This window comes from Arthrobacter sp. MP_M4, from assembly GCF_035984855.1.
In the GTDB taxonomy this organism is placed as follows: Bacteria; Actinomycetota; Actinomycetes; order Actinomycetales; family Micrococcaceae; genus Arthrobacter.
In genome coordinates, this window is record NZ_JAXCHX010000012.1 from 78,958 (window position 1) to 100,086 (window position 21,129).

A 21,129-nucleotide genomic window follows, 5' to 3' on the forward strand; every position below is an offset into this window, starting at 1 on the left:
GCTGCAGGCCTCGCCGGTCCGGGTATCTGCTGTCCACGCTGGAATGCTTGATCAATGCGGACAACCAAGGGTCTGCCGGGTCGGTGACGCCCTCGCTATTTTCCCCGGCAGTTGCTTCGATGCCACCCACGCTACCTGGTGGCATGGAACACTCCCGGCAACATTGTGGAAGGCGTGGCTGCGATTGTGCTCTGGCCGCTCGTGGCCATCTTCGGGGCCGATCTGCGCACCTTGATCTCCGGCGGGACGCGGATCAGCCCGGGTGACGCGCCGGCGGGCGCATGGGCCGTTCGGCCCCGGTCACGGCGGGCAAGCGCCCCCCGGGTGCCCGCCTGCCGTGTGGTCCATTTGTTTCTGTCGTGGGTGTGCTGGGGGTCAGGAGTTCGCCGCGCTGGTGTTGATCTGGCCGTTGACGCCCTCGGGGAAGAACCCGCCTTCGTGTACTGCTTTGGGAGTGAGGTAGGCGATGTTAAGGACCTGGCCTGGGCTGCGGCTGAAGGCGATGGCGTTCTGGTCCGTGGGGACGAGGTTGGCGGTGTTCTTAGTGCCGATGCCCTGGTCCAGGTCGGTGGAGCCGTCCAGGCTGTCCCGGGCGTCCGAGATGGCCTGGGCGGGCACCTGCAGATCGCACGCATACAGGGTGGTTCTGATGATCCCGGCATGGTATGCCTCGACAGCGAGGATACCAGCGGCGGCTTCAAGGTAGGTTTTGTTATCGATCAGCGGGGCGGCACCTTTGTAGGCGGTGACGCCGACGTCTTCGAAGATGAAGGCGCCCAACAGGAAGCTGGTTTCATCGGCGAAGGGGTTGAAGGTCTGGCCTGCCTTGATCAGGCCTGCGGCCATCGCCGCGGCGGTGAAGCTGGCTTCCAGGTCAATCTGGGGCCGGGACACGGCTGCTTTTCCCAGTGCGGTACGGAGGAATTTGACGTGGGCTTCTTCGTCGGCGGCTATTTCCTTCGCGTATTTCCCGATCAGGCTGCCGGGTTTGAAGGGAACTTTCGCTCCGCCGGTGACCCCGCCTTTGCGTCCCTTGCCGTCCGTGAGCGCGTCGTCCAGGCCCCGGCCGGTGACGGCACGCAGGTAGAACTCCGCCTCAAGGTATTCCAGGTTCAGCGCGAAGTTCAGGATGGCCCCGTCGCTGGGTCCCTTGCCGGAGTGCTCTTCCTCTCTGGATGCCTGGGCCGGTGAGCTGGTCAGCAGGGCCGCGGCCCCGCCGATCCCTGCGATCCCGGCGGCGCGGAACAGGATGCGCCGGTCCATCGGGTTTTCGGCGCTGCGGTTCAGTGCTTCGGTAATGAATTTCTGGTCGAACATTGGTGTGCTCCTGTCATGAGTGCGTTTTTGAGACCATGACAATTCGGAAGGTACTCCCACCGGCTCCCCGGCCGGAATCAGCGGCGCAAACCTGCAGCGTATGGGCATACCCATGGTGGTGATACTGGAGATTCGTTGTGATCCGCATCATGGATGGGTGGCCGGAAAGCCAATGGGCGTGGCGGGCCGATCAGCTTCGTGGAACTGTCGGTGAGGCCGGTGAGCTGGTCTATGAGCATGTCCGGGCTAGGGCATCAGTGGTTACCGGGTGAGCTGCGGGGGAGCGGGGCGGCAGGCGACAGTGAGGGACCAGGCCAAAGGCGACCTGAAGCAGGCCGGCGAAAAAGTCAAGGACGCCTTCAAAAAGGATTGATCCTCGGCACCAGCTAATGGGTGCACTCCTGCTGGAGTGCACCCATCCGCTTACCCGCCACTCTCCACTTCAGGCGGCAACATAATGCGTACCTCGTTGGGATTCTGACGCACTGGAACACTAGGGGCCTTCGTCGAGTTTTCGCATCATTACTCCCGGTCTTTGAAATAAAAAATGGATTCACCGCCAACCTAGGTTGACATAACCATGGCTATCGGTTTTTATGTTCGGCGAGATCAACCTTTGCCCGAGACGCACAACCCGGCGACCGCGTTCTCAGCGAACGTCAAGGTTCGACTGGTCATAATGATTCGAAGCTCCGGTCAACCGCTATTTGACCGGAGCTTCGCCAATGAGGCCGGGCACCGGCCCTGGGAAGCCTCCGCCGGCTCGCCACAGGGGGGCAACTTCCCCGCATTTTAGGGCGTCTCACGATGCCGATAATGGATCTTTCGTCAAGGTACGTACCGGCAGGGCCTTCTTCGCGTCGTCCAGGGGCTTTGTGTCTGCGAGGGCAGGCATTAGCCCCCGCATGGGGCTGCCTGGGTTTAGGAGTATTGCCCCCCAGTAGGCCGGTTACCCGGCGTTTCGGAGTAGAACCCTGAGAGAGTGATGACCGGTACGGGACCGCCGTAAGGGTCGTTAAAATTGCCCTGGCAATATGCCTGTCCGGCTATGCGAGGCTGGCGTAGTCAATGCCTCCCTCTTCGGGAGTTGTTCCCAGTAGGTCACAGTAAGTCGCCTAGAGGTAGCGGAGGGATAGATAGAGGAAGCCCCAAAGGCGCCTAACCTTGCTTCTCGAGCTGGCTGGCGCGCAGCTCAGCGATTTGCGGTTGATTGTGTGATCGTGTCCACGTCTTGGCGCTGGATTCCGGGATCGGCAGAGCTTCGGGTATCGGAGACCGCGAGCCGTTCTTTGTGTTTGAAGTACTGGCTGTAGGTGGCGTAGGTGGTGCCGGAGATGATGAGGGCTACCGGTACGGTCCAAGCAAAATCCATGTGTGGGTTCCTAGGTCTCGTGGTTGTTCTACACGGGCGAGAGGCCCGTGCAGCCTGCGCACGTATTGTCACGCAGGCTGCGCAGCTGCAGAGGTCGGGCAGGTCGCGTGTTAGCTGGAGCGGTTCAGTAGCCGGGCGCGCAGGCGGTGGAGTTGGGGCATGATGCCGTAGATGACGATGGGTACGGCGATTGTTGCCAGCACGAGAGTGCGCAGGACCGGGTGGAGAGGGGCGAGCTGTTCACCGAAGAGCAGGTTGATCACTGTCAGGGTTGGGAAGACGGCGACCCAGATCATCAGTGCCAGCTGGTGTTTTGTCGGCGGCGTGGGACGGGCGGTCGTGGATGGGTTCGACATGGGTTCTCCTATATTGGTTAGCATTTTTTGTTGACGTGGAAAGTCGGGCTAAAAGCCCAAATTGAAGGCTGTGATGGAGTCCCGGACGTCCTCGTCGACGAGGTCCGCATTGATCGCCATTGCGGCTGCGGATCCTTCTCCGGCGGCGGTGATTACCTGGGCGCGGGGATTGGCTACATTCCCCGCTATCCACACACCGCGGATCGTGGTCTGGCCGGCGCCGTCTTTGACGGCCCACCCGGTTTCGTCAATCTGGCAGCCGAGACGGACGAGGAGATCATTGTTGGGGACGAAGCGCGGTGGAACGAACAGTGCCTCACGCCGGATGACGCTGCCGTCACGCATTTCGACGCCATGCAGGTGGTCATCTTCGGCCAGAATCCGGCTGACTTCGCCTTCGACGATTCCGATTGAACGGGCCACCAGTTCCGTACGTTGAGGTTTAGTTAGGAAGCCGGCCGGTACAAACAGCACAACGTCCTTGGCCCATTGACGAACAATCTGTGCGTAGCGAACCGTGTCTGGTGCGCCGCCAAGGACGCCGAGCTGTTGGTCACGGACTTCGTAGCCGTGGCAGTAGGGGCAATGCAGAACGTCTTTTGCCCACCGGTCTGCAAGCCCCGGGATGGATGGAAGTTCGTCCCGCAGCCCGGTGGCCACGAGGAGACGACGAGTGGAAACGCGCCGTCCGTCTGAGAGCAATACGCAGAATCCTGGACCCGATGGGACCAGCTCGGTGACCGTGCCAGCCAGTATCTCGCCCCCGTAGCTTTTCACCTCGTCCCGGCCTAGGGACAGGAGTTCTTTGGGAGGGAGGCCGTCGCGCGAGAGGAAGCCCTGCATGTGTAATGCCGGGGCGTTGCGCGGTTCCCCTGCGTCGACGACCAGAACTTTGCGGCGGGCTCTGGTTAGAACCAAAGCAGCCGACAATCCTGCGGCACCGCCGCCCACTATTAATACGTCGTAATCAGTCATAACTTTAGAATCGCCCTTCAGTCCGGTGTCGGCAACAAACGTTGCCGTTTCCGGGAATCGGGGGTTTGATGGTCCTGTGAAAGACCAAACAGCAGTGATCGCCTCAGCGTTGGATCAAGTGGGTGCCCGGCTCAAGCGCCTGCGTATGCAGCGTGATGTCACCCTGACCAGCCTCGCCGCCGCTACGGGTATCTCCAAGAGCACGTTGTCCCGACTGGAGACTGGGCAACGGCGCCCGAGCCTGGAACTGCTTCTACCGCTGGCCCAGGCCTACCATGTGCCGTTGGATGAGCTGGTGGGCGCCCCCGAAGTCGGCGATCCCCGCATCCGCCTGAAACCCAGAAACGCGAACGGGCGCACCGTGATCCCGTTGACACGGCAACCCGGGGGTATGCAGGCATGGAAGATTGTTATCCCCACTTCCAAAACGGAGCCCGTCCTGAAGACGCACGACGGTTACGAGTGGCTTTATGTCCTTTCGGGCCGCATGCGCCTCGTTCTCGGTGACCATGACCTGGTCCTGGGCCCCGGCGAGGTAGCGGAGTTCGATACTCACGTGCCGCATTGGTTTGGCAGCACGGGAGATCAGCAGGCAGAGGTACTAAGCGTTTTCGGAGGACAAGGCGAAAAGATGCACGTCCGAGCGAAAGCAAGCAAGAACCTCAACGAATAGCAACGAAACCCGCCGAAGCGTCTGAGCCTGCGGCTGATGCCGACCCGCATCAGCCCATTACCCAACATGACGCGTGAGGGCCTCCCGAACCGACACTTCGACGTTGAGTGACGGGAATGTCAGACGCGCTGGGTGTCGCGGCGGAAGGCAACGGCAGCACCGGCGCCGAAAAGGATCAGCCAGAGCAGAACGTTCCCTGCTGCGGCCCCGTTGAAGGCATCCCCAGCGAGCGGTGCCCGGGCGATATCGCCAAGACCGTAGGTGGGCGTCCAGACGCCGATGCGCTGCAATGCGGGTGTCATGGTTTTCAGGGGCTGAAAGAGGCCCCCGAAATAGGCGAGGAATGCCAGGGCCGGCCCCATGAACTGCATGACATTCTCGGAGGGCACCAAGTATCCGGCGAACAGGCCCAGCGCGGTGAAGACGAGGGAGCCGAGCCACGCGGTCAGTCCGGCGAGAATCCAGACGTGCAGTTCCATGCGGACGCCGAGAAAGATTCCGGCGGCGAACGTGCCGAGCACGGCGAGCAGTCCGACGGCAAGGCCGCCAATTACTTTGACGGCGATATTGGCCGCGGGCGTGAGGGGCGTGAGCCGCAACTGGCGGCTCCAGCCCTGCGCCCGTTCGATTGCCACGGCGCCACCGGCGGAGGTCGAGGCCAGCATTGCTCCGTAGACGGCCATGTTGATCATGATGAACGCCGTCACAGAGGTTCCCCCGCTGCTCACCGGGAGTCTGGGGTCAATCGGGGTGTCACGGTATTGGCTGCCGACGGCGATGAGCATCATGACGGGGAACGCAATCGTGAAGAAAAGGGTGCGCCTGTTCCGGAGACGGCGTTTGATTTTAATGCTCAGCAATGTCCTGTTGAACCCGCCAAGGCCCGGGCCCCGGCCTTGAGTCGAAGGAGCAAACGGGGAGGGGGCGGCGTTCATTTGGTGTCTTCTTCTGCTGGTCGGAACACGTCGGCATCACCGTCGTTATCGGTGGTGAGCGCGAGGAACGCGTCTTCGAGATTGCGGGAGGTGATTTCCAGGTCGCTGGCGTCTGTGTGGGCCAGGAGGTACCGGGCGGCGGCATCGGAATCCATGGTGCGAATGGTTACAGTATCAGCGCGCGCCTGGACGTAGTCCACCCCGGGTAAGGCTTTCACGAGGTCGGCGTCGAGGTTCCTCACGGAGGCCCGGATGGTGCGGCCGGCGGCAAGGGATCTTATGTGGGCGGCGGTGCCGTCGGCCACGATTCGTCCACGCCGAAGAAGAATAATCCGGTCGGCGTACGTGTCGGCCTCGTCCAGATAGTGGGTCGCAAAAATGACCGTCCGCCCGCGGGCGGCGTCGGACCGGATAGTGTCCCAGAAATCACGCCGCCCCTCGACGTCCATGCCGGCTGTCGGTTCGTCCAGCACCAGCAGCCCAGGGTCCGAAACCAACGCCATGGCAAAGCGAAGCCTTTGTTGCTGGCCGCCGGAGCATTTCGCTACCAGACGGTCCGCAATCTCAAGTATTCCGGCGCGTATAAGTACATCGTTCACCGGCTGGGTGTCGGGGAACAGTGAGGATGTCAGGGCCAGGGTTTCCCGCACCGTGAGGTCTTTGAGCAGTCCGCCGGTCTGGAGCACGGCGGAGACCTGTCCGAGCGCAATGGCACGGCGGGGCGTGTGGCCGTACATCCGTACATCCCCGCGGTCCGGTTTGGCCAGTCCCAGGAGCATGTCGATAGTTGTCGTCTTGCCTGCACCGTTGGGGCCAAGGAACGCCACGATTTCACCCGGCGCGATGTTCAGGTCGATACCGTTCACGGCGTGGACGTTGACGAACGATCTGTGTAGGCCGCGGGCATCCACGGCGGCGGCCGGGGTACCGGCGTGGGCAACGGGCCCCCGGTGGGAGAGTACGGCATCGGACATTATGATCCTTTGATGTTGAGGGGACGGGTGTCGGGGCGATCCTGCCTACGCGGTGTTTGGGTTGGCCGCCTGTAGGGCGCCTTCAAGGCGCCCGGGGTGAAGGCCTCAACAGGGTGGGCGGGCCCAGGGAGTTGCTCGGTTTCCTTACGGCTTCGCCGGATAGCCGCTGTCGACCCGCGCGTGGTGAATGGGTTCGGATTGCCGGGTCGTGGCTCCGCCGGCCTTGCTTCCGATTTCGTCCGTTACGTCGATGGCTTCCACGGAAATTAGGACAATGCCGAGGTCCCGGATCCTTGTCAGCAGCCCATGCAGGGCAGCCTGGTCGGCGACTTGACCGCGCAGGCTTGTGGTGCCGTCGTTTTCGCGGGTGAGAGTGAGGTGACCGAATGAGGCTGACCAGTGGTCGTCAAGGTGCCCTTCGACCCGTAGCCGGTAGCCACCGGGCCCGTGGGAGCCAGTCATGAGAGCCCTGCCTCGACCGTTGTCCGGCCTGTCGTGCCGCCGCTGCGGCGGATGATGACCTCCGCGGCAATGAGATTCACGGCCCACCCTGCCCCCAGCATGAGGTCCGTGGTCAGTTCGCTGACCCCGAAGACCGCGTTCCCGATGCCTTGGGTGAAGACCTGGGTGCCTGCGCCCAGAGCCAGCCCATAGGCACGTGTCATCCACGCCCGGTGACGTGTGACGTCCGCGCGTCGGATCGCCGCGAAGCCGAGGATGATGCTGGCCGCCATGCCGGAACCGAACGCAAGCCGGAAAAGATAGGCGAGCTCCCCGGTGCCGGGCTGCCTGGGGTAGAACTGCGTCATCCACAGTGCGGAGAACGCAATCGTGAGTCCCAGGACCACGAGGACGCGTCCGGCCGCGCGGTGCCAGGCCGGCCAGCGGCGCCGAAACCGTGGGGAGAACTGGAAGGCGCCCAGAACCGCGTACGGGATCGCACTGACGATGTGCACGACCACGGGCACGGGGGAGTCCGTCATGCGGGTGTTCTCCGGGATGAGAAGTGGTCCGTCGGCCAATTCGATAAGCCGTAATGAGCCGGCTGCGGCAGGGACCAGGACGAGGGCGACCAGCGCGAACGGCACCCACCCGGTCGATCTCACCGACCGGGCGGACCGTCCCGTCGGGTAGATGGTCACTTGGCGGCCGGATTGAGCGGGCGTTCCGCGTTCAGGGGCAGTGATCGGCTGGCCCCGGCGCGCTGGGCTCGCCATAACGAGTATCCGAGGCCTACCATTGCAACCCCGGTGGGGATGGCGAACAGCCGTTCGTTGATCTGCGGCAGCAAGGGGATGGCCAGGGTCGCCACGGAGCCGGCGGCGAGCAACGCGGCGGCCCAGCGGGCGAGGACCTTGGCAAGGAAGAGCGCAATTCCGAACAGGAGTCCGCCGCCCAGGAACGTGGCCGCGGCCGCGAGGTTAAGGACTTGCATCAGGCCGATGTCCCCGTTGGCGTGGCCGCCGGTGACTACGGCAAAGACGTCGTTGACGTATCCGGGTGCTGTGTGGGCGAGAGTCGAAAAGACAACGGCTCCGATCACCTCGACGCTTGTCATGATGAGGTACCCGGCACCGAAGACCAAGTACCCGATCAGGCCCAATACTCCGGCCTGCTTGACCTGGTGCAGGTACATTCCGGTGATGCCGGCCAGCGACAATGCGGCCATGAGTACCTTCAGGCTTTGACGGACCGTGTATTCGGTGGTGGTGGCGAACTCTGCGTCCAGTTGGGGGTGGTTTATTTGGACTCCGATGAACAGTAGGCCTGCGGCGATGGCGGACAGACCGGCCGCCCGGGTGAGGGTGGTGGTGGTGATGGTCATCTTCGTCTCCTGGGTCTGGGTCTCCGCGGCAGTGCGCCGCCGGATGACTCAAACCTAGGGACAGGTCGGGTGAGCAGACATCACCCCATGATGTGAGTGACAGGGTGAGATATGGTTCCCGGTTAGGTGAGGCCCCGGTCGCGCCCCTGGCGGACCGCACTCTGGCGGGTGGTGACGGCGAGCTTCGTGAAGATGTGCTTTGTGTGGGTGCGCAGCGTGTTGGGTGAGATGAACAGCGCCTGGGCGATCTCCGGGCCGCTCAATTCGCTGCCGAGAAGCTGGAGTACCTGCAGCTCGCGCCGGCTCAACTTCTCTTCTGCCGAGGAAATCAGCCGGTGCCCCTGTACGGGGGCTTGGGCTTTGGGGGGCATAGCGAGGGTCAGCAGCCGCTGGGGGTGGCCTTCGGCGTTCCCGTGGTTGGCGGCGTCCCGCAGCAGCTCCATCATCGGCGGCCCTTCGGCTAAGAAGAGCCCGGCATAGCCGGTAGGTTCGGGCGCCTCCGCGAAAGCCCGGCCAAGCATCCCGCGGGCCTGCGCCCGGTGTCCCTGACCGGCCCGGGCAAGAGCCTGCAGCATGCGGATCTCCAGTACGCTCCCGGCGCGTCCGTCTGTTTCTGCTGACTTGAGCAGCCGTCCCAAAAGGTGATCGGCTTGTCCGGAAGCGCCGCTGTCGGGACGTTCCCGGTCCTGCGCTAAAAGCAGCCGCACGAGCGTGAGGTGGTCGAACTCGCTCAGGTAGCTGACTTCATCTGTTACAGATACCCCTCGTGCCTGTGCCCACTCGGCGGCTTCCGATCTCTTGCCTTGGACGATCCAGATGCGGGCTCTCATCGATCCAATCGGCTGAACCTCGGGAAAGAATCCTGGCCGGTAGGTCTGCTCAGCGTGATCGAGAAGGTTGGTGGCTTCGTCCAGGTTTCCCTCGGCGCGAGCAATCAGCGCCCTCGCTATGAACCACCGGTGACGGCTCTCGGTCAGCGGCGCCCGCTCGAAGAACGCACTGGCGGTAGCGAGGTGCAGCGTCGCGGCAGCGAGGTTTCCAGCCTCCCGGTCAATATCGCCAAGACCCACATGCAACTCGGCGGTTGCCCGGGCGACGGGGTCACCCTCTGCGTCGGCCAGTTTCAGCGCTTCTTGGTAGAGCCCCCGCGCCGTGCCGGGCCGGCCTGCCGCGAGCCACATGTCAGCGAGGACGGCGGTGCTGCTGAGCGCATCAATGAGGTTGCCGGATGCGTGCAGGCTGGCAACCGCCTGCGCGAACGTCTCCAGGGCGGATAACAGCTCCCCCTTCGCCCAGGCGGCCAAACCTAGAAAGCCGGCGGCAGCGCCGCGTGCGAGATGGTCGCCGGCGCCGGCCAGGGCCAGGGCCTGCCGGGCGTGCCCGAGTGTGCCTGCCACGTCGCCCCGCGCCTGCGCCAGGGAGGCCCGGTAGACGGCAATGGTCGCCGATAGCGTCCGCAGCTCTTCAGTGTCGGTCCACGGCGCAGCTACCCCGGCCGGCACCGCAGCGAGTGCTTGTTCCGCGTCCTCAAAGTGCGCTTCCACCTCGGGGAGGTTACCGGAAGCCATGAGCATGAATCCGAAGAAGACACTCAGCACTGGGCTGTTCCTGACAGCGTCCGCCGGCAGTGCCGTGAGCCAGCCGAACAAAAGGGCCTCCTGCCGGTTACGCCTTATTATCGGCACGGCCATTTCCATCAGGCGGGCCGCGCGGTTAAAGTCCTGGGCTTCGAGGGCATGCCTGACAGCGTCTTCCAGCAGGTCGTTGCGCTCGTACCATGTACTGGCGCGCTGGTGCAGCATCGGGACCAACTCGGGCTGTTCACTAAGCAGACGCGCCCGCAACACGTCCGCGAAAAGGTGATGGTAGCGGTACCGCTCACGACGGTCATCCAACGGGATGATGAAAAGATTGGCCCGCTCCAGTGCCGTGAGCATCTCCGTCCCATCGCCGCCTCCTGTCAAAGCATCACAGAGCGGCCCGCTGAATCGGTCGAGTACGGCTGTCAGCAAAAGGAAGGTGCGAACCGGCTCTGGTTGATGCTTCAATACCTCCTCGACCAGGTAGTCGACGATGTACCGGTCGTTTCCGGCGAACCCGGCAATGAAACCGGCAACGTCCTCGCGGCCCTGGAGGGACAGCGCTGCCAGCTGCAGAGCTGCTACCCACCCCTCAGTCCTCTGCTCCAAAGCCGCGACGTCCCGAGCGGAAAGATCCAAACCAGCTACCTCGTTGAGGTAAGCGGTGACCTCCCCGGACGTAAAGCGCAGCTCAGCCGCCCGGAGTTCGACGAGCTCGCCGCGCACCCGCCAACGGGACAACGGCAGCTCAGGGTCCGCACGCGTGCTGATCACAACGTGGACGTGGGACGGAATGTGGTCCAGCAGGAAGACCATCCCGTTGGCGACTTCGTGGCTGTCAACGAGGTGGTAATCATCAAGCACCAACCAGACATCGTCCGGCAGCATTGCCAGATCATTCAGCACCATGGTGAGCACGGGCTGGATCGAGACGTCGGAAGGAGGAATGAGCTCCAAGGCAGACGGTCCGACACCAGGCACCGCTGTTTGCAGTGCGGACACAACATAGGTCCAAAAAGACGCCGGGTCGCTGTCGGCCGCATCGAGTGAAACCCACGCAATACGACGGTCAACTTCCTGCACTTCGCCCAGCCACTCGGCAAGAAGCGTTGTCTTACCGAAGCCGGCCGGTGCGGAAACCAGCGTCAATCGCGATTCAGCTGCCCGGCGCAGACTGTCTAAGAGTCTTGTGCGGGTCACAACATGGCGTCGGACTTTCGGGATGAACAGCTTCGTTGAGATCAGCGTGCGTGCCATACGAGCCCCGTTCCAAGAGCGCACAGCAATTCGGCGAAGTGCGGCGATGGCCGACACAGGTGTGCGCGTCCGACGCGTCCAAGACGGCCGATGCCCCAAATTTTACACTTGCGGAACTGGCGCGTCCTGTACTACCCGGTCCGTCAGCCGCTCCTGGCCGCTGGGAGCCGTTGCAGGCCGATCCAGCAACCATCATTGGGCCCGTAGGCGGGTCCTTCGCTGCCCCGTTTCCCACGGCCGCCGTCGCATTCGGATCCGGGCTTTCGCTGCGGCCAGCTGCTGAGGCCCACGAAATACCTGTTCCCGGGATTGGCAACGTTGGTTGAGGATTCAGGGGGCGTGGGTCAGCCTTAAGCCATGGACGCGTCCGCCGAAGAGGGAGACCAAAAGATGAAAACCGTCGATGCCGCGGGATGGGACCGGCGCTACAGTGAATCCGACCGAGTCTGGGGTTCCGAACCCAACATTTGGGTTGCCAATGAGGTTAAGGGACTGGCGCCAGGCCGAGCACTCGACTTGGGCGCCGGAGAAGGACGCCACGCAATTTGGCTGGCTGAATGCGGGTGGCAGGTCCAAGCACTCGACTTCTCAGCGAAGGGATTGGAAACCGGCCGGCGGCATGCTGAGATTGCAGGAGTCGACAACCGGATCGAGTGGACAGTGGCAGACGCATGCGAGATCGAGTCTCCCGCCGAAAGCTTCGATCTCGTACTGGTCGCCTACCTACAACTACCGGCAACTCAGCTCGAGGCCGCCGTGACTACAGCCGCCGCTGCTATCGCGCCAGGTGGCACCTTCCTGCTCGTGAATCACGATGCCGACAATCCTGAACACGGATCCGGTGGTCCACAGGACCCCAATGTACTGCAAAAACCGGATCAAGTAGCCCAATGGCTGCAAGAGGCTGGCCTGGAGATCCAGGTGGCAAACACGCGCAGCCGGCCAGTAGCCGGGGGGCTTCGCCCCGCACTCGATTGCGTCGTCCTGGCCAAAGCACAGCTATCTGACGGGGGTGAACGTTAGTCCCACGCGTTCAAAGTCAAGTAGGAATTACTGCTGAGCATGCCAGGCTTCGGCCCTGAGATCCTGCCCCGCCTCACGGGCCACTACGACCGCAAATGCGGCCAAAGTAAAACTCATATTCAGACGCTCCTGTCCTTGGCCCCCCGCCGCATTAACGTCCGCTGGGCCATGCTCCGCGACGGTACCACCTACACCCCAGTCCCGGCGACGGCAGTCCAATTGCCGCCTGAGAATCCGAGCCGCCGTTCGATACGCACACAAAGGCCCCGGTAGGGGGCCTGTCGGTAGGAACTGCGATCCGTGGCCGGCGGACTGTTGCCACAGGCAAGTACCGGGGCTTGCGTTTTGTCACATGATCCCAACGGGGACTGGGGTTAGCGATGACATGACTGCTTGAAGCAACTGGTTTCAACATAGGACGGCCATCCTTCCCGCGTGTTCACCTTTGACGGGTCACGGGGTTGAGGACCAATGCTCGCGCGAGTCACCCTAAGCATCTTGTCGAGAAATGGGGATTGCAGACCCCCATCCCCAACGAGCGAATTACAGCGAAATCCACGTCGATAAGCCGTGTTGGGAAAAACGACGGAAAACCCTGGACGCAACAGAACCAACATCCTCAACTCAGGATCAAGATTGCCGCCAAATCAAGGAAGATCAATCACTGACGCCACTTTCCCGAGCATTGGTCCTCGCGCCCCAACTGGAGGTAAAGTATGGGCTGGAACAGCTCTCCACCGTGCACGCCACCCGCGGCTACGACCAGGCCGAGAAAGCCACCGCTGTCCGGGACGAGCGGGAAATGCACCGCTCATTCTTGGCCCGGAAAGTCCGCGCCAGCGCCAGTGCCTCAGCAACCGAAGCGGAGTTCGTGCGCCGCGCGCGGGACACCGGATTGCTGGTCCGGCCGCGCTACGCGAAGAACACCACGGATGTCGTTGTCGGGTACTCCGTGGCGTAACGTCCCAAGCTAGGAGAGCGCCCGATCTGGTTCGGCGGCGGCACCCTCGCTTCCGACCTGAAGCTCGGGGCTTTGCGCGAAAAATGGATGGACTAACCGCCCCTGGCTACCGAGGCTGCTGCGGAATGGAACGCAGCTGCACGCAACAAACGCACCGTGTCCAAGACCGGTCCCGAGAACGCAACCCCACCGGCGCAAATGTGGGTCGAGTACACCCGCAAACGCGACCGCGCTCGTTGAGCAGCTGCGCACACTGCTCCGTGATGACCACGCGACCCGGGCGAAAGCAGCGCGGGAAGTATCCGGTGCGTTCGCGGCATTGTCCCACCGGCTCGAACCGACGCCGGGTCGGCTGGCGGCTACCGCCGCCGAGCTGTCCCGCACCGCCCAGCTCCGGGCACCACGGGAACACAGCAAGCCCGTAGCCCTGCCGTCGATTGCCGGTACTGCCATGTTGTTCATGGCCGCGTCCAGTAAGAACAAGACGGCGGCCCAGTCGGCGCTCATGCTGCAGCTGGTGAACACTGCTTTCGCTATCCACGAGATGCACCAACAGCCCGGACGAACCCGTGAAGCGCAGCGGCTCCGGGCTGTCGTCACTGATCAGCTGAAACCGTTCGCAGCGACCATGCCCCGACCGGTCACCGTCGGTACACCGGAACAGGCAGCAGCGCCGAACTCCGTCGAACTCGGACTGCGCGGCATGGCGCCCGTCCGTCCAGGGTCAGCGGTACCGAGTACGTCAACGCCGGCCACAACCGGCCAGCACACGGGCCGGGATTCCGGCCCCGTGCTGGACCGATAGAGTCCACGACCAACAACGTAAGGAGCACGATGAGTGAATCAGACGGAATGGACGATGTTGTGGACGGCGGAATGCGGCAGTCGCTGATGATCGCCTCGCGCATTGCCGAGACCCTGGCCCGTCGCCGGCAGGAATCCCAACGGCAGCAGGAACACCCGGACGCTCAGGCAGCGCACGAAGCCCAGGGTCGCCTCACGGGAGACCGCAGTGCCGCCCACGCGGCGCTGGCCCCGGTACAGAAGGACCAGGGGTGGGACAAGGCTCAACCTGATGACATCGCCATGGCGCACACCGTCGCGATGAGTTGGAAGGACCACGACCCGACCGCTCTGGCCGCATCCGAGACGATCCGTCAGGAAGTCCTCACCCGCTACGGCATCGACACTCACGACGTCGGCGCGGACGGCGCATATCTGGAGTCAGATATCCAGACCGCCGCAACGGATAAGGCGCGTCAGGACGCGTTGGACCGCAGCTAGGAAGAGACACGGACGGCGGCCGCCGAACACGATAAGGCCATGTGCCTGCTCGTCGCGGCCCGCGCCGAAGAACTCCGCGTCCAAGCAGCGACACTGGACCCGGAAATGCAACGCCACAAGTACCCGTGGAGTACCTGGCCAACCCCGAACTGGCCCGGGCGTTGCAGACCGCTCACACTGCTAAGACTCCTGCAGCGGTAGAAGTGGCGGACGCCATCGTGAAGGAACGAATGTTCCTCATTAGCAAGGACGGGGTCAACGGCCCCGACATCGATCAGCTGCGCAAAGAAACCACAGCGAACATCAACGGAGCCGGCGACGCGCACTTCGAGGATCCTGCGTTCGTGAAAGCAGCCAAGAATATGCACGAGGCCAGGCTTCTGGCCGAGGCCGGTGTCAAGAGCGAACAATGGGAGTACCTGGACCAGCGGTACGAACGAGCAGAAAAAGAACTTTTCGCCCGCATGGAATATGTCGGCTGCGAGATGGAGAACCGCGTCACCGGCAACGACAGCAGCCGACTCAAAGACCAGGGCCTGAAAACTGAGACGACGTCGGGAACACACCGGCGCGAATGAAACCCATAAACGCGGACGCCTCGCGGCGGAACGCAGCGAGGGAACACACCCCAGCGCAGCCGTCACCGCGGGCAAGGGTGCCACCAGGGCCAGGAAGACCCGCACGGGGTAGTAGTTGGCTCTGAGAAGGGCAAGAACGGCCTGGTTCGATAGTTCAGCGCTAGTGCAGGGGCGGCTGACTAAGTCAGCCCGATTCAGGGCCACTGCGACCCATCCAAACGACAGTTTGTTGACGAATTGGTTAGAGTCGGCGTGGTGCGCCGATCCCATCTCAGAGTTGGAGGCTTTTCATGACTGAAGTTACTGCCCATCACGGCCTGTTCAAGGACACGAACCTGCATGTCGAGGACACTGGGGGCACGGGCCGGCCGGTTGTCCTCATCCATGGATGGCCCTTGTCCGGGGAATCCTTCACAGCCCAGATCCCGGCGTTGCAGGATGCCGGCTACCGGGTCATCACCTATGACCGGCGGGGTTTCGGACGCAGCGACAAGCCCCACACCGGGTACACCTACGACATCCTCACCGAGGACCTGCACACCCTTCTGGAGGCGCTCGAACTCACGGACGCTACCCTCGTCGGATTTTCCATGGGTGGTGGTGAAGTTGCCCGCTACTTCACCAAGTACGGCAGTGACAGGGTGCGCAGCGTCGTTTTCGCCGCCGCCGTCCCGCCCTACATGATGCAGGGCCAGGACAACCCGGACGGGCCATTGACCAAGGACGCGGCGGCCGAGATGACTGCTGGCCTGACGAAGGACGAAAACTCCTTCTACGACGATTTCACCCGGCAATTCTTCTCCGTCAACGGGGAGTTGAAAGTCACCGAGGTCCAGCGCCAGGAAGCCCTCCGGCTCTGCAAGCAGGCTGATAAGAAGGCGGCGCTGGCCTGCATGGAAGCCTTCGGCACCACCGATTTCCGCGATGACCTGCCCAAGGTCACCGTCCCGGCACTCGTCCTGCACGGAGACGGCGACGGCACTGTGCCTTTCGCCGGATCCGGTGCCCGGACCCACGCAGCTCTGCCCGGCAGCGACCTGCACGTGATCCACGGCGCACCGCACGGCTGCAACGTGAGCCACCCCGATGAGTTCAACCAGGCATTGCTGGACTTCCTGCAGAAATAGAACGTCCAGCACTACAGCTCAAAATCACCGTAGCGAAACCGGGTGAGGCGACCGCTATGGGCGCCTCACCCTTTTCTCACTCCCCATTTCTCGAGGCCTGGACCTTGCTTCGCGCCCGGGTGAGCCGGTGAGCGTGTTCGGCGCCGAGCCGCGCGTGAGAGACGGCGGGGGTTCTTGCGTCCATTGGCTTTAAGCTCCTGAATTGCGCGCTTCAGGTGCAGGCGGTTGAACATCGCAGGAATGAAGTTGAGCTCTTGGTGATCCGATTGGGCTTCTTCCGGGGACTGGGGTGGTGGGGTTGGGTAACGGGTTGGTGTCGGTTCGGCGGTGACCCATCCGGGGTGGGGTGTGCTCCCGAAGTACTCCTGACAGACCAAGCCGGACCCGCCCGAAAATGTCAGGCCGTGCATCACGGCCGCGGGATCGGCATCATCCACTGAAACACTTTCAAGGAGCACTTTCATGCGCACATCTCTCAAGACTTTCCTCGGCGTCGCCGCTGCCGGTTCGCTCATGTTTTCCCTGGCCGCCTGCAGCCCGGCGGACAATGCTTCCTCCGCCCCGGCCACCTCGTCGTCCTCCTCTTCCTCTGCCGCGGCTGAGAAGCCCAAGCCGATGGCCTCGATCCCGGCACTGACCGGCACGTCCACCGCAGTGAAGCTCGACGCTTCCTTCGCGAAGGCACTGGAGACCTTGAAACTCACCCCGGGCACCGTCGGGACCGCCGCACTGACCGATGGTTCGCTGATCTTCCCGATCACCGGCGGCAAGGTCGACTACTACGACCCCGCCAAGGACTACCGCCCGTTTGTCCAGGGCCTGATCAGCCACGCCGGCTCCGGGTTCTCCCTCACCGCCGGTGACACCAAGGTCGAACTGACCAACTTCACCATCGACCCGGGCACCTCCAAGCTCTACGGTGACGTCGCAGTCAACGGCAAGACCGCCGTCAAGCAGGCCTACATCTTCAACCTGGACGGCTCCACCCTGAAGCCCCTGCAGGCCGCCGGTGACACCGCGGTCCTGGAAGGCACCCGCGTGCTGATCTCCGACACCGCCGCCGGGCTCCTGAACAAAACCTTCAACACCGACGCCGTGAAAGCCGACATGCTCGTCGGCATCGCCAAGATCACCGTCAACACCAAATAACACCCACCCGAAAAACCTGGGAACGCCACGGACCTTGGGGGTCCGTGGCGTTCCGGGTTGAGGTTAGTGTGGTTCCTGGCAGCCACGGAATGGTGAAGTGATCCGGTTATGCAAAAGTTTGATGGGCAAAGGCTCACTACAGCGTTGGCGGGAAAGTTTGCCTCCCCGACGCGCAGCACACGCCTGACTGTCGTCCTGGGCCGTTGGCTCGGAATAACTTTCACTATTTGCTTTTTGACCGGGCTCTTCAGTCATGGACTGCAAAATCCGCCGTCGTGGATGGTGTTCCCCACCAGGCCGGTATGGATCTACCAACTGACGCAGGGACTGCATGTCACCGCGGGAATCGCCGCGATTCCACTGCTGCTGGCCAAGCTCTGGTCGGTGTATCCCGAACTTCTGGCGTGGCCGCCGGTCAAGTCCTTGGTGCACGGTGTTGAGCGGGCTTCCATAGCTTTGTTTGTCGGCTCCTCGCTCCTGCAGCTGACCACGGGCCTTATCAATACCTACAAGTGGTATCCGTGGCCGTTTCCGTTCCGTGAGACCCACTATTGGTTGGCCTGGGTGATTTGGGGTTCGCTCCTGCTGCACATTGCCGTGAAGCTTCCTACCATTGCGGGTCATTGGCGTCGGAACTCTCCGCGGAGCTTTGATGCAGCAGAGCAGTCCGTGGCAGGCGGCGGAACGGCCGATGCTGAGCGCCCGGCGGACGCAGTGGCAACGGGTCCGGGCCGCTGGTCCCGGCGGGCATTGTTGACGGCTGTCGCGGCGGCGACCGGTGCCGTCGTCGTGACCACGGCGGGGCAGTCGTTCTCCTGGCTGGCACCGGCCAACCTGTTCGCTCCTCGGAAAATGGGCACCGGCCCCCAGGGCGTGCCGGTTAACCGGACAGCAGCCGATGCCAAGGTGATCGAGCTGGCGGAATCCCCGGGCTGGGCGTTGAAGGTCCGCTCCGGCGAATCGAGCCGTTCCTTTACCCTGGGTGAACTCCGGGCACTTCCCCAGCACACCCAGGAATTGCCGATCGCGTGCGTGGAAGGGTGGAGCCAGATGGCTTCATGGCGTGGAGTGCGTGTCGTCGATTTGCTCGCAGCCGTCGGTGCCCCCGCGGATTCACCGTTACGTTTCATCAGCCTGGAGCCGGAAGGTGCCTATCGGACGATGAATATGCCGGCCGAGTATTCCCGGGACGAGCAGACCCTGGTGGCCCTTGAACTGAACGGTTCGGTGCTTGATTTGGACCATGGCTACCCGGCGAGAATCATCGCTCCCGGTCGTCCCGGGGTGCTGCAGACCAAGTGGCTGCACAGCGTGGAGGTCCTATGAGAAAGTCCCTTGCGGTGAACCTTTCCCGTGCTGTGCTCGGCGTCGCGGGAGTGGCCATACTCGGCTATGGGCTGCTGGGGCTGCCCACCCAGCTGGGAGCCAGGCAGCTCATGGGCCTGCTGACCTGGATGGCCGTGGCCATCCTGATTCACGACGGAGTTCTTGTGCCGCTCTCGACGCTTGCCGGGGCCGGGTTGACCCTGGCCGGTGCGAAACTTCAGTCGGCGTCCGCCGCCGTTCTACGCGGTGCACTGCTTCTGGGCGCCGTCGTGACCCTGGTGGTGGGGATCCTGATGAAGGCGCAGTCCGTCGCGCAGTCCGTGACGGTCCTTGAGGCAGATTACGCCATGAACCTTCTGTGGTTCTGGGTGTTCCTGGTGCTGGTTTCCGGCGTCGTCATCGTTGTCCTCGAACGCCGGGCCCGCAGGGTGGAGATCATCCGGTCCTGACCAGCCAGGGACCGGTCCTGGTCATGCCGGTTCGCCGCGCAGGGGAGCGGCAGCAAATTCCCGCATGCCTTCTTCAAAGCCCACTGACGGGGCCCAGCCCAGTTCGGCCTTGATCAACGCCGAGGACGCGGTGACGTGGCGGACATCGCCGAGCCGGTACTCTCCGGTGATGACAGGAGCCGGGCCCGCGCTGAACGTGCTCAATGCCGTGGCCACGTCACCGATCGTCCGTACCTCGTCCGCACCCACGTTGTAGGCCCGGAAACCCGCTGCGCCGTCTGAGAGGAACTCGGCGGCGGCGATGTTGGCTTCGGCGATGTCCCGGACATGGATGAAGCTGCGCCGCTGTTTGCCGTCTTCGAAAACGCGCGGCGCCTCCCCGCGGGCCAGTGCCGAACGGAAAAGGGATGCGACGCCGGCGTACGGTGTGTCTTTGGGCATCCTGGGCCCATAGACGTTGTGGTAGCGGAGGGCGACTGCAGAGCCGCCAGTGCTGCGGGCCCATGCTGCGGTTAAGTTTTCCTGGCTTAATTTCGAGGCAGCATAGACATTGCGGGGATCCAGGGGGGCGTCCTCGGTGACCATGGCAGGGACAAGGACGGCGCCGGAATCCGGGTTGCGGGGATCGAAAATCCCGGCTTGCAGGTCAGATTCATCACGGGGCCCGGGCCGGACGGGAAGACCGGTCCGTGGGTCGGCATACGCCCCCTCGCCGTAGACCACCATGGAGGAGGCCAGGATAAGCCGGGTGATGTGGTGGCGTTCCATGGCGGCCAGCAGGATGGCTGTGGCGTAGTCGTTGTTGTGGATGTAGTCCGGTGCGTCGGCGAAGCTGACCCCCAGCCCGACCTTCGCACTCTGGTGGCAGACGATATCCACACCCTGTAGTGCAGAGTCGACCGCGGCCGGGTCCGTGACGTCGCCGGTCATGAGTTCCACCCGGGGGTCAAAGACCGGGGGCGCGGGGTGAAGCGCCGGGAGCAACGAGTCGAGAACCCGCACGGACCAGCCCTTGGCGAGGGCAGCCTGGACAATATGCGAACCGATGAACCCGGCGCCTCCGGTGACGAGGAGTTTCATTTGGCGTCCGCCAGTTCCCGGACAGCCGGGAGTGCCATGATCCGGCGCACCGCTTCCGGGTCCATCAGCGTCCGGGACTGGTAGTCCTCGCTGATGGCGGCAACTGTCGCTTCCAAAACGGCCAGCACACTGTCCTGGGCGTTTTTCAGCCGGGCGAAAACGGCGTCGGCAGTGACCGGTTCCGAGCCGTCGTGCCCGGTGTCTGAATCGGTGATGTATGCCAGATTCACGAACCCCATGTTGAGCTCAGCGGCCAGCAGGGGTTCGGGGTACTGGGTCATGCTGATAATGTCAGCGCCTCCGGTGACGTACCAGGCGGACTCGGCCTTTGTGGAGAAGCGGGGTCCGTTAATCACCACGACCGTTCCTCGCGGGACGAAGGCGATGCTGCGTCGTTTGAGGGCGGCGGCCACGTGCGTACGCAGGGTGGGGCAGAAGGGCTCGGATGCCGGGAGGTGCTGGACTCCGGCGGGCGGGACGCCGTCAACAACGGTGCCGTCGAAGAAGGTGTCCGCGCGCCCCCAGGTGCGGTCGATGAGCTGGTCCGTTACCACAAAGGTGTCCGGGCCGAAGCCTTCCCGCAGGCCACCCACGGCCGAGGAGGAAAGGACGGCCTCAACGCCAAGGCTCTTGAGAGCCCACACGTTGGCGCGGTAGTTGATCTTCTGCGGCGGCAGTGAATGTCCTGCGCCGTGGCGGGGGAGGAAGGCCACCGTCCGTCCGGCCACCTCGGCGAGAGTCACGGGAGCAGACGGCGGCCCGTAGGGGGTGTGAACGTCGATGGTTGCCGTCACCACCGCTCCGGGGAGTTGGTAGGTCCCGGATCCGCCGATGATGCCGATACGCGCCGGCGGTGTGCCGGTGAGGGAAGTATTCATGGTGCAAGTC

20 protein-coding genes and 1 pseudogene are annotated in these 21,129 nt (G+C 63.4%); 9 read left to right on the plus strand and 12 right to left on the minus strand.

The features are described from left to right. Positions 1–375: 375 nt before the first annotated feature. The 4 genes from RCH15_RS10860 to RCH15_RS10875 form a co-directional block, all read right to left on the minus strand. Complete coding sequence (locus RCH15_RS10860) at positions 376–1,317, minus strand: ferritin-like domain-containing protein (protein WP_326960672.1); 942 nt, start codon at positions 1,315–1,317, stop codon at positions 376–378. A 1,192-nt stretch (positions 1,318–2,509) separates the two neighbouring features. After that, a complete protein-coding gene (locus tag RCH15_RS10865; protein ID WP_326960673.1) occupies positions 2,510–2,689 on the minus strand; it encodes a hypothetical protein in 180 nt (59 codons plus the stop codon). A gap of 110 nt (positions 2,690–2,799) precedes the next feature. Next, on the minus strand, positions 2,800–3,045 hold the full coding sequence (locus tag RCH15_RS10870) for a hypothetical protein (RefSeq protein WP_326960674.1): 246 nt from the start codon (positions 3,043–3,045) through the stop codon (positions 2,800–2,802). Between the two features lie 48 nt (positions 3,046–3,093). After that, a complete protein-coding gene (locus RCH15_RS10875) occupies positions 3,094–4,020 on the minus strand; it encodes an NAD(P)/FAD-dependent oxidoreductase (protein WP_326960675.1) in 927 nt (308 codons plus the stop codon). Positions 4,021–4,096: 76 nt separating this feature from the next. On the opposite strand from RCH15_RS10875, the gene RCH15_RS10880 reads away from it, so the two are divergent. After that, on the plus strand, positions 4,097–4,693 hold the full coding sequence (locus tag RCH15_RS10880; RefSeq protein WP_326960676.1) for a helix-turn-helix domain-containing protein: 597 nt from the start codon (positions 4,097–4,099) through the stop codon (positions 4,691–4,693). A 119-nt stretch (positions 4,694–4,812) separates the two neighbouring features. On the opposite strand, the gene RCH15_RS10885 is transcribed toward RCH15_RS10880, so the two are convergent. From RCH15_RS10885 to RCH15_RS10910, 6 genes are all read right to left on the minus strand, one after another. Next, complete coding sequence (locus tag RCH15_RS10885; protein ID WP_326960677.1) at positions 4,813–5,628, minus strand: ABC transporter permease; 816 nt, start codon at positions 5,626–5,628, stop codon at positions 4,813–4,815. Next, positions 5,625–6,602 carry an ABC transporter ATP-binding protein gene (locus tag RCH15_RS10890; RefSeq protein WP_326960678.1) on the minus strand — a complete coding sequence of 326 codons (978 nt, stop codon included), beginning with the start codon at positions 6,600–6,602 and terminating at the stop codon, positions 5,625–5,627. Before RCH15_RS10890 ends, RCH15_RS10885 begins: the two co-directional genes overlap by 4 nt. 144 nt (positions 6,603–6,746) lie before the next feature. Further along, positions 6,747–7,064 (minus strand): hypothetical protein, encoded by a 318-nt coding sequence (locus RCH15_RS10895; RefSeq protein ID WP_326960679.1) that lies wholly within the window; start codon positions 7,062–7,064, stop codon positions 6,747–6,749. Then, positions 7,061–7,744 (minus strand): DUF2306 domain-containing protein, encoded by a 684-nt coding sequence (locus RCH15_RS10900; protein ID WP_326960680.1) that lies wholly within the window; start codon positions 7,742–7,744, stop codon positions 7,061–7,063. The genes RCH15_RS10895 and RCH15_RS10900 overlap by 4 nt, the downstream gene beginning before the upstream one ends. Next, positions 7,741–8,427 (minus strand): hypothetical protein, encoded by a 687-nt coding sequence (locus RCH15_RS10905; RefSeq protein ID WP_326960681.1) that lies wholly within the window; start codon positions 8,425–8,427, stop codon positions 7,741–7,743. The genes RCH15_RS10900 and RCH15_RS10905 overlap by 4 nt, the downstream gene beginning before the upstream one ends. A gap of 122 nt (positions 8,428–8,549) precedes the next feature. Beyond that, on the minus strand, positions 8,550–11,264 hold the full coding sequence (locus RCH15_RS10910; RefSeq protein ID WP_326960682.1) for a LuxR C-terminal-related transcriptional regulator: 2,715 nt from the start codon (positions 11,262–11,264) through the stop codon (positions 8,550–8,552). A 357-nt stretch (positions 11,265–11,621) separates the two neighbouring features. Here RCH15_RS10910 and RCH15_RS10915 point away from each other — a divergent pair, with 357 nt between their 5' ends. From RCH15_RS10915 to RCH15_RS10960, 8 genes and pseudogenes are all read left to right on the plus strand, one after another. Further along, the gene (locus RCH15_RS10915; protein WP_326960683.1) at positions 11,622–12,287 is read left to right on the plus strand and encodes a class I SAM-dependent methyltransferase; all 666 of its coding nucleotides are present in this window, start codon (positions 11,622–11,624) and stop codon (positions 12,285–12,287) included. Positions 12,288–12,987: 700 nt separating this feature from the next. Continuing rightward, positions 12,988–14,053 (plus strand): annotated as a pseudogene (locus tag RCH15_RS19095) (relaxase/mobilization nuclease domain-containing protein); the annotation flags it as partial. 29 nt (positions 14,054–14,082) lie between these two features. Next, positions 14,083–14,532 (plus strand): hypothetical protein, encoded by a 450-nt coding sequence (locus RCH15_RS10935; RefSeq protein WP_326960686.1) that lies wholly within the window; start codon positions 14,083–14,085, stop codon positions 14,530–14,532. Between the two features lie 125 nt (positions 14,533–14,657). Next, entirely contained in the window at positions 14,658–15,110 is a 453-nt protein-coding gene (locus RCH15_RS10940; RefSeq protein WP_326960687.1) for a hypothetical protein, read from the plus strand. A 290-nt stretch (positions 15,111–15,400) separates the two neighbouring features. Continuing rightward, complete coding sequence (locus tag RCH15_RS10945) at positions 15,401–16,237, plus strand: alpha/beta fold hydrolase (RefSeq protein ID WP_326960688.1); 837 nt, start codon at positions 15,401–15,403, stop codon at positions 16,235–16,237. A gap of 462 nt (positions 16,238–16,699) precedes the next feature. Beyond that, positions 16,700–17,386 carry a hypothetical protein gene (locus RCH15_RS10950; protein ID WP_326960689.1) on the plus strand — a complete coding sequence of 229 codons (687 nt, stop codon included), beginning with the start codon at positions 16,700–16,702 and terminating at the stop codon, positions 17,384–17,386. 279 nt (positions 17,387–17,665) lie between these two features. Next, entirely contained in the window at positions 17,666–18,712 is a 1,047-nt protein-coding gene (locus RCH15_RS10955) for a molybdopterin-dependent oxidoreductase (RefSeq protein ID WP_326960690.1), read from the plus strand. Further along, complete coding sequence (locus RCH15_RS10960) at positions 18,709–19,161, plus strand: hypothetical protein (protein WP_326960691.1); 453 nt, start codon at positions 18,709–18,711, stop codon at positions 19,159–19,161. The genes RCH15_RS10955 and RCH15_RS10960 overlap by 4 nt, the downstream gene beginning before the upstream one ends. A 21-nt stretch (positions 19,162–19,182) precedes the next feature. Here RCH15_RS10960 and RCH15_RS10965 read toward each other — a convergent pair whose 3' ends face one another. Both RCH15_RS10965 and RCH15_RS10970 read right to left on the minus strand, forming a co-directional pair. Further along, positions 19,183–20,241 carry an NAD-dependent epimerase/dehydratase family protein gene (locus RCH15_RS10965; protein WP_326960692.1) on the minus strand — a complete coding sequence of 353 codons (1,059 nt, stop codon included), beginning with the start codon at positions 20,239–20,241 and terminating at the stop codon, positions 19,183–19,185. Then, positions 20,238–21,119, minus strand: coding sequence for an MTAP family purine nucleoside phosphorylase (locus tag RCH15_RS10970; protein WP_326960693.1), 882 nt, complete (start codon positions 21,117–21,119; stop codon positions 20,238–20,240). The genes RCH15_RS10965 and RCH15_RS10970 overlap by 4 nt, the downstream gene beginning before the upstream one ends. Positions 21,120–21,129: the final 10 nt, after the last annotated feature.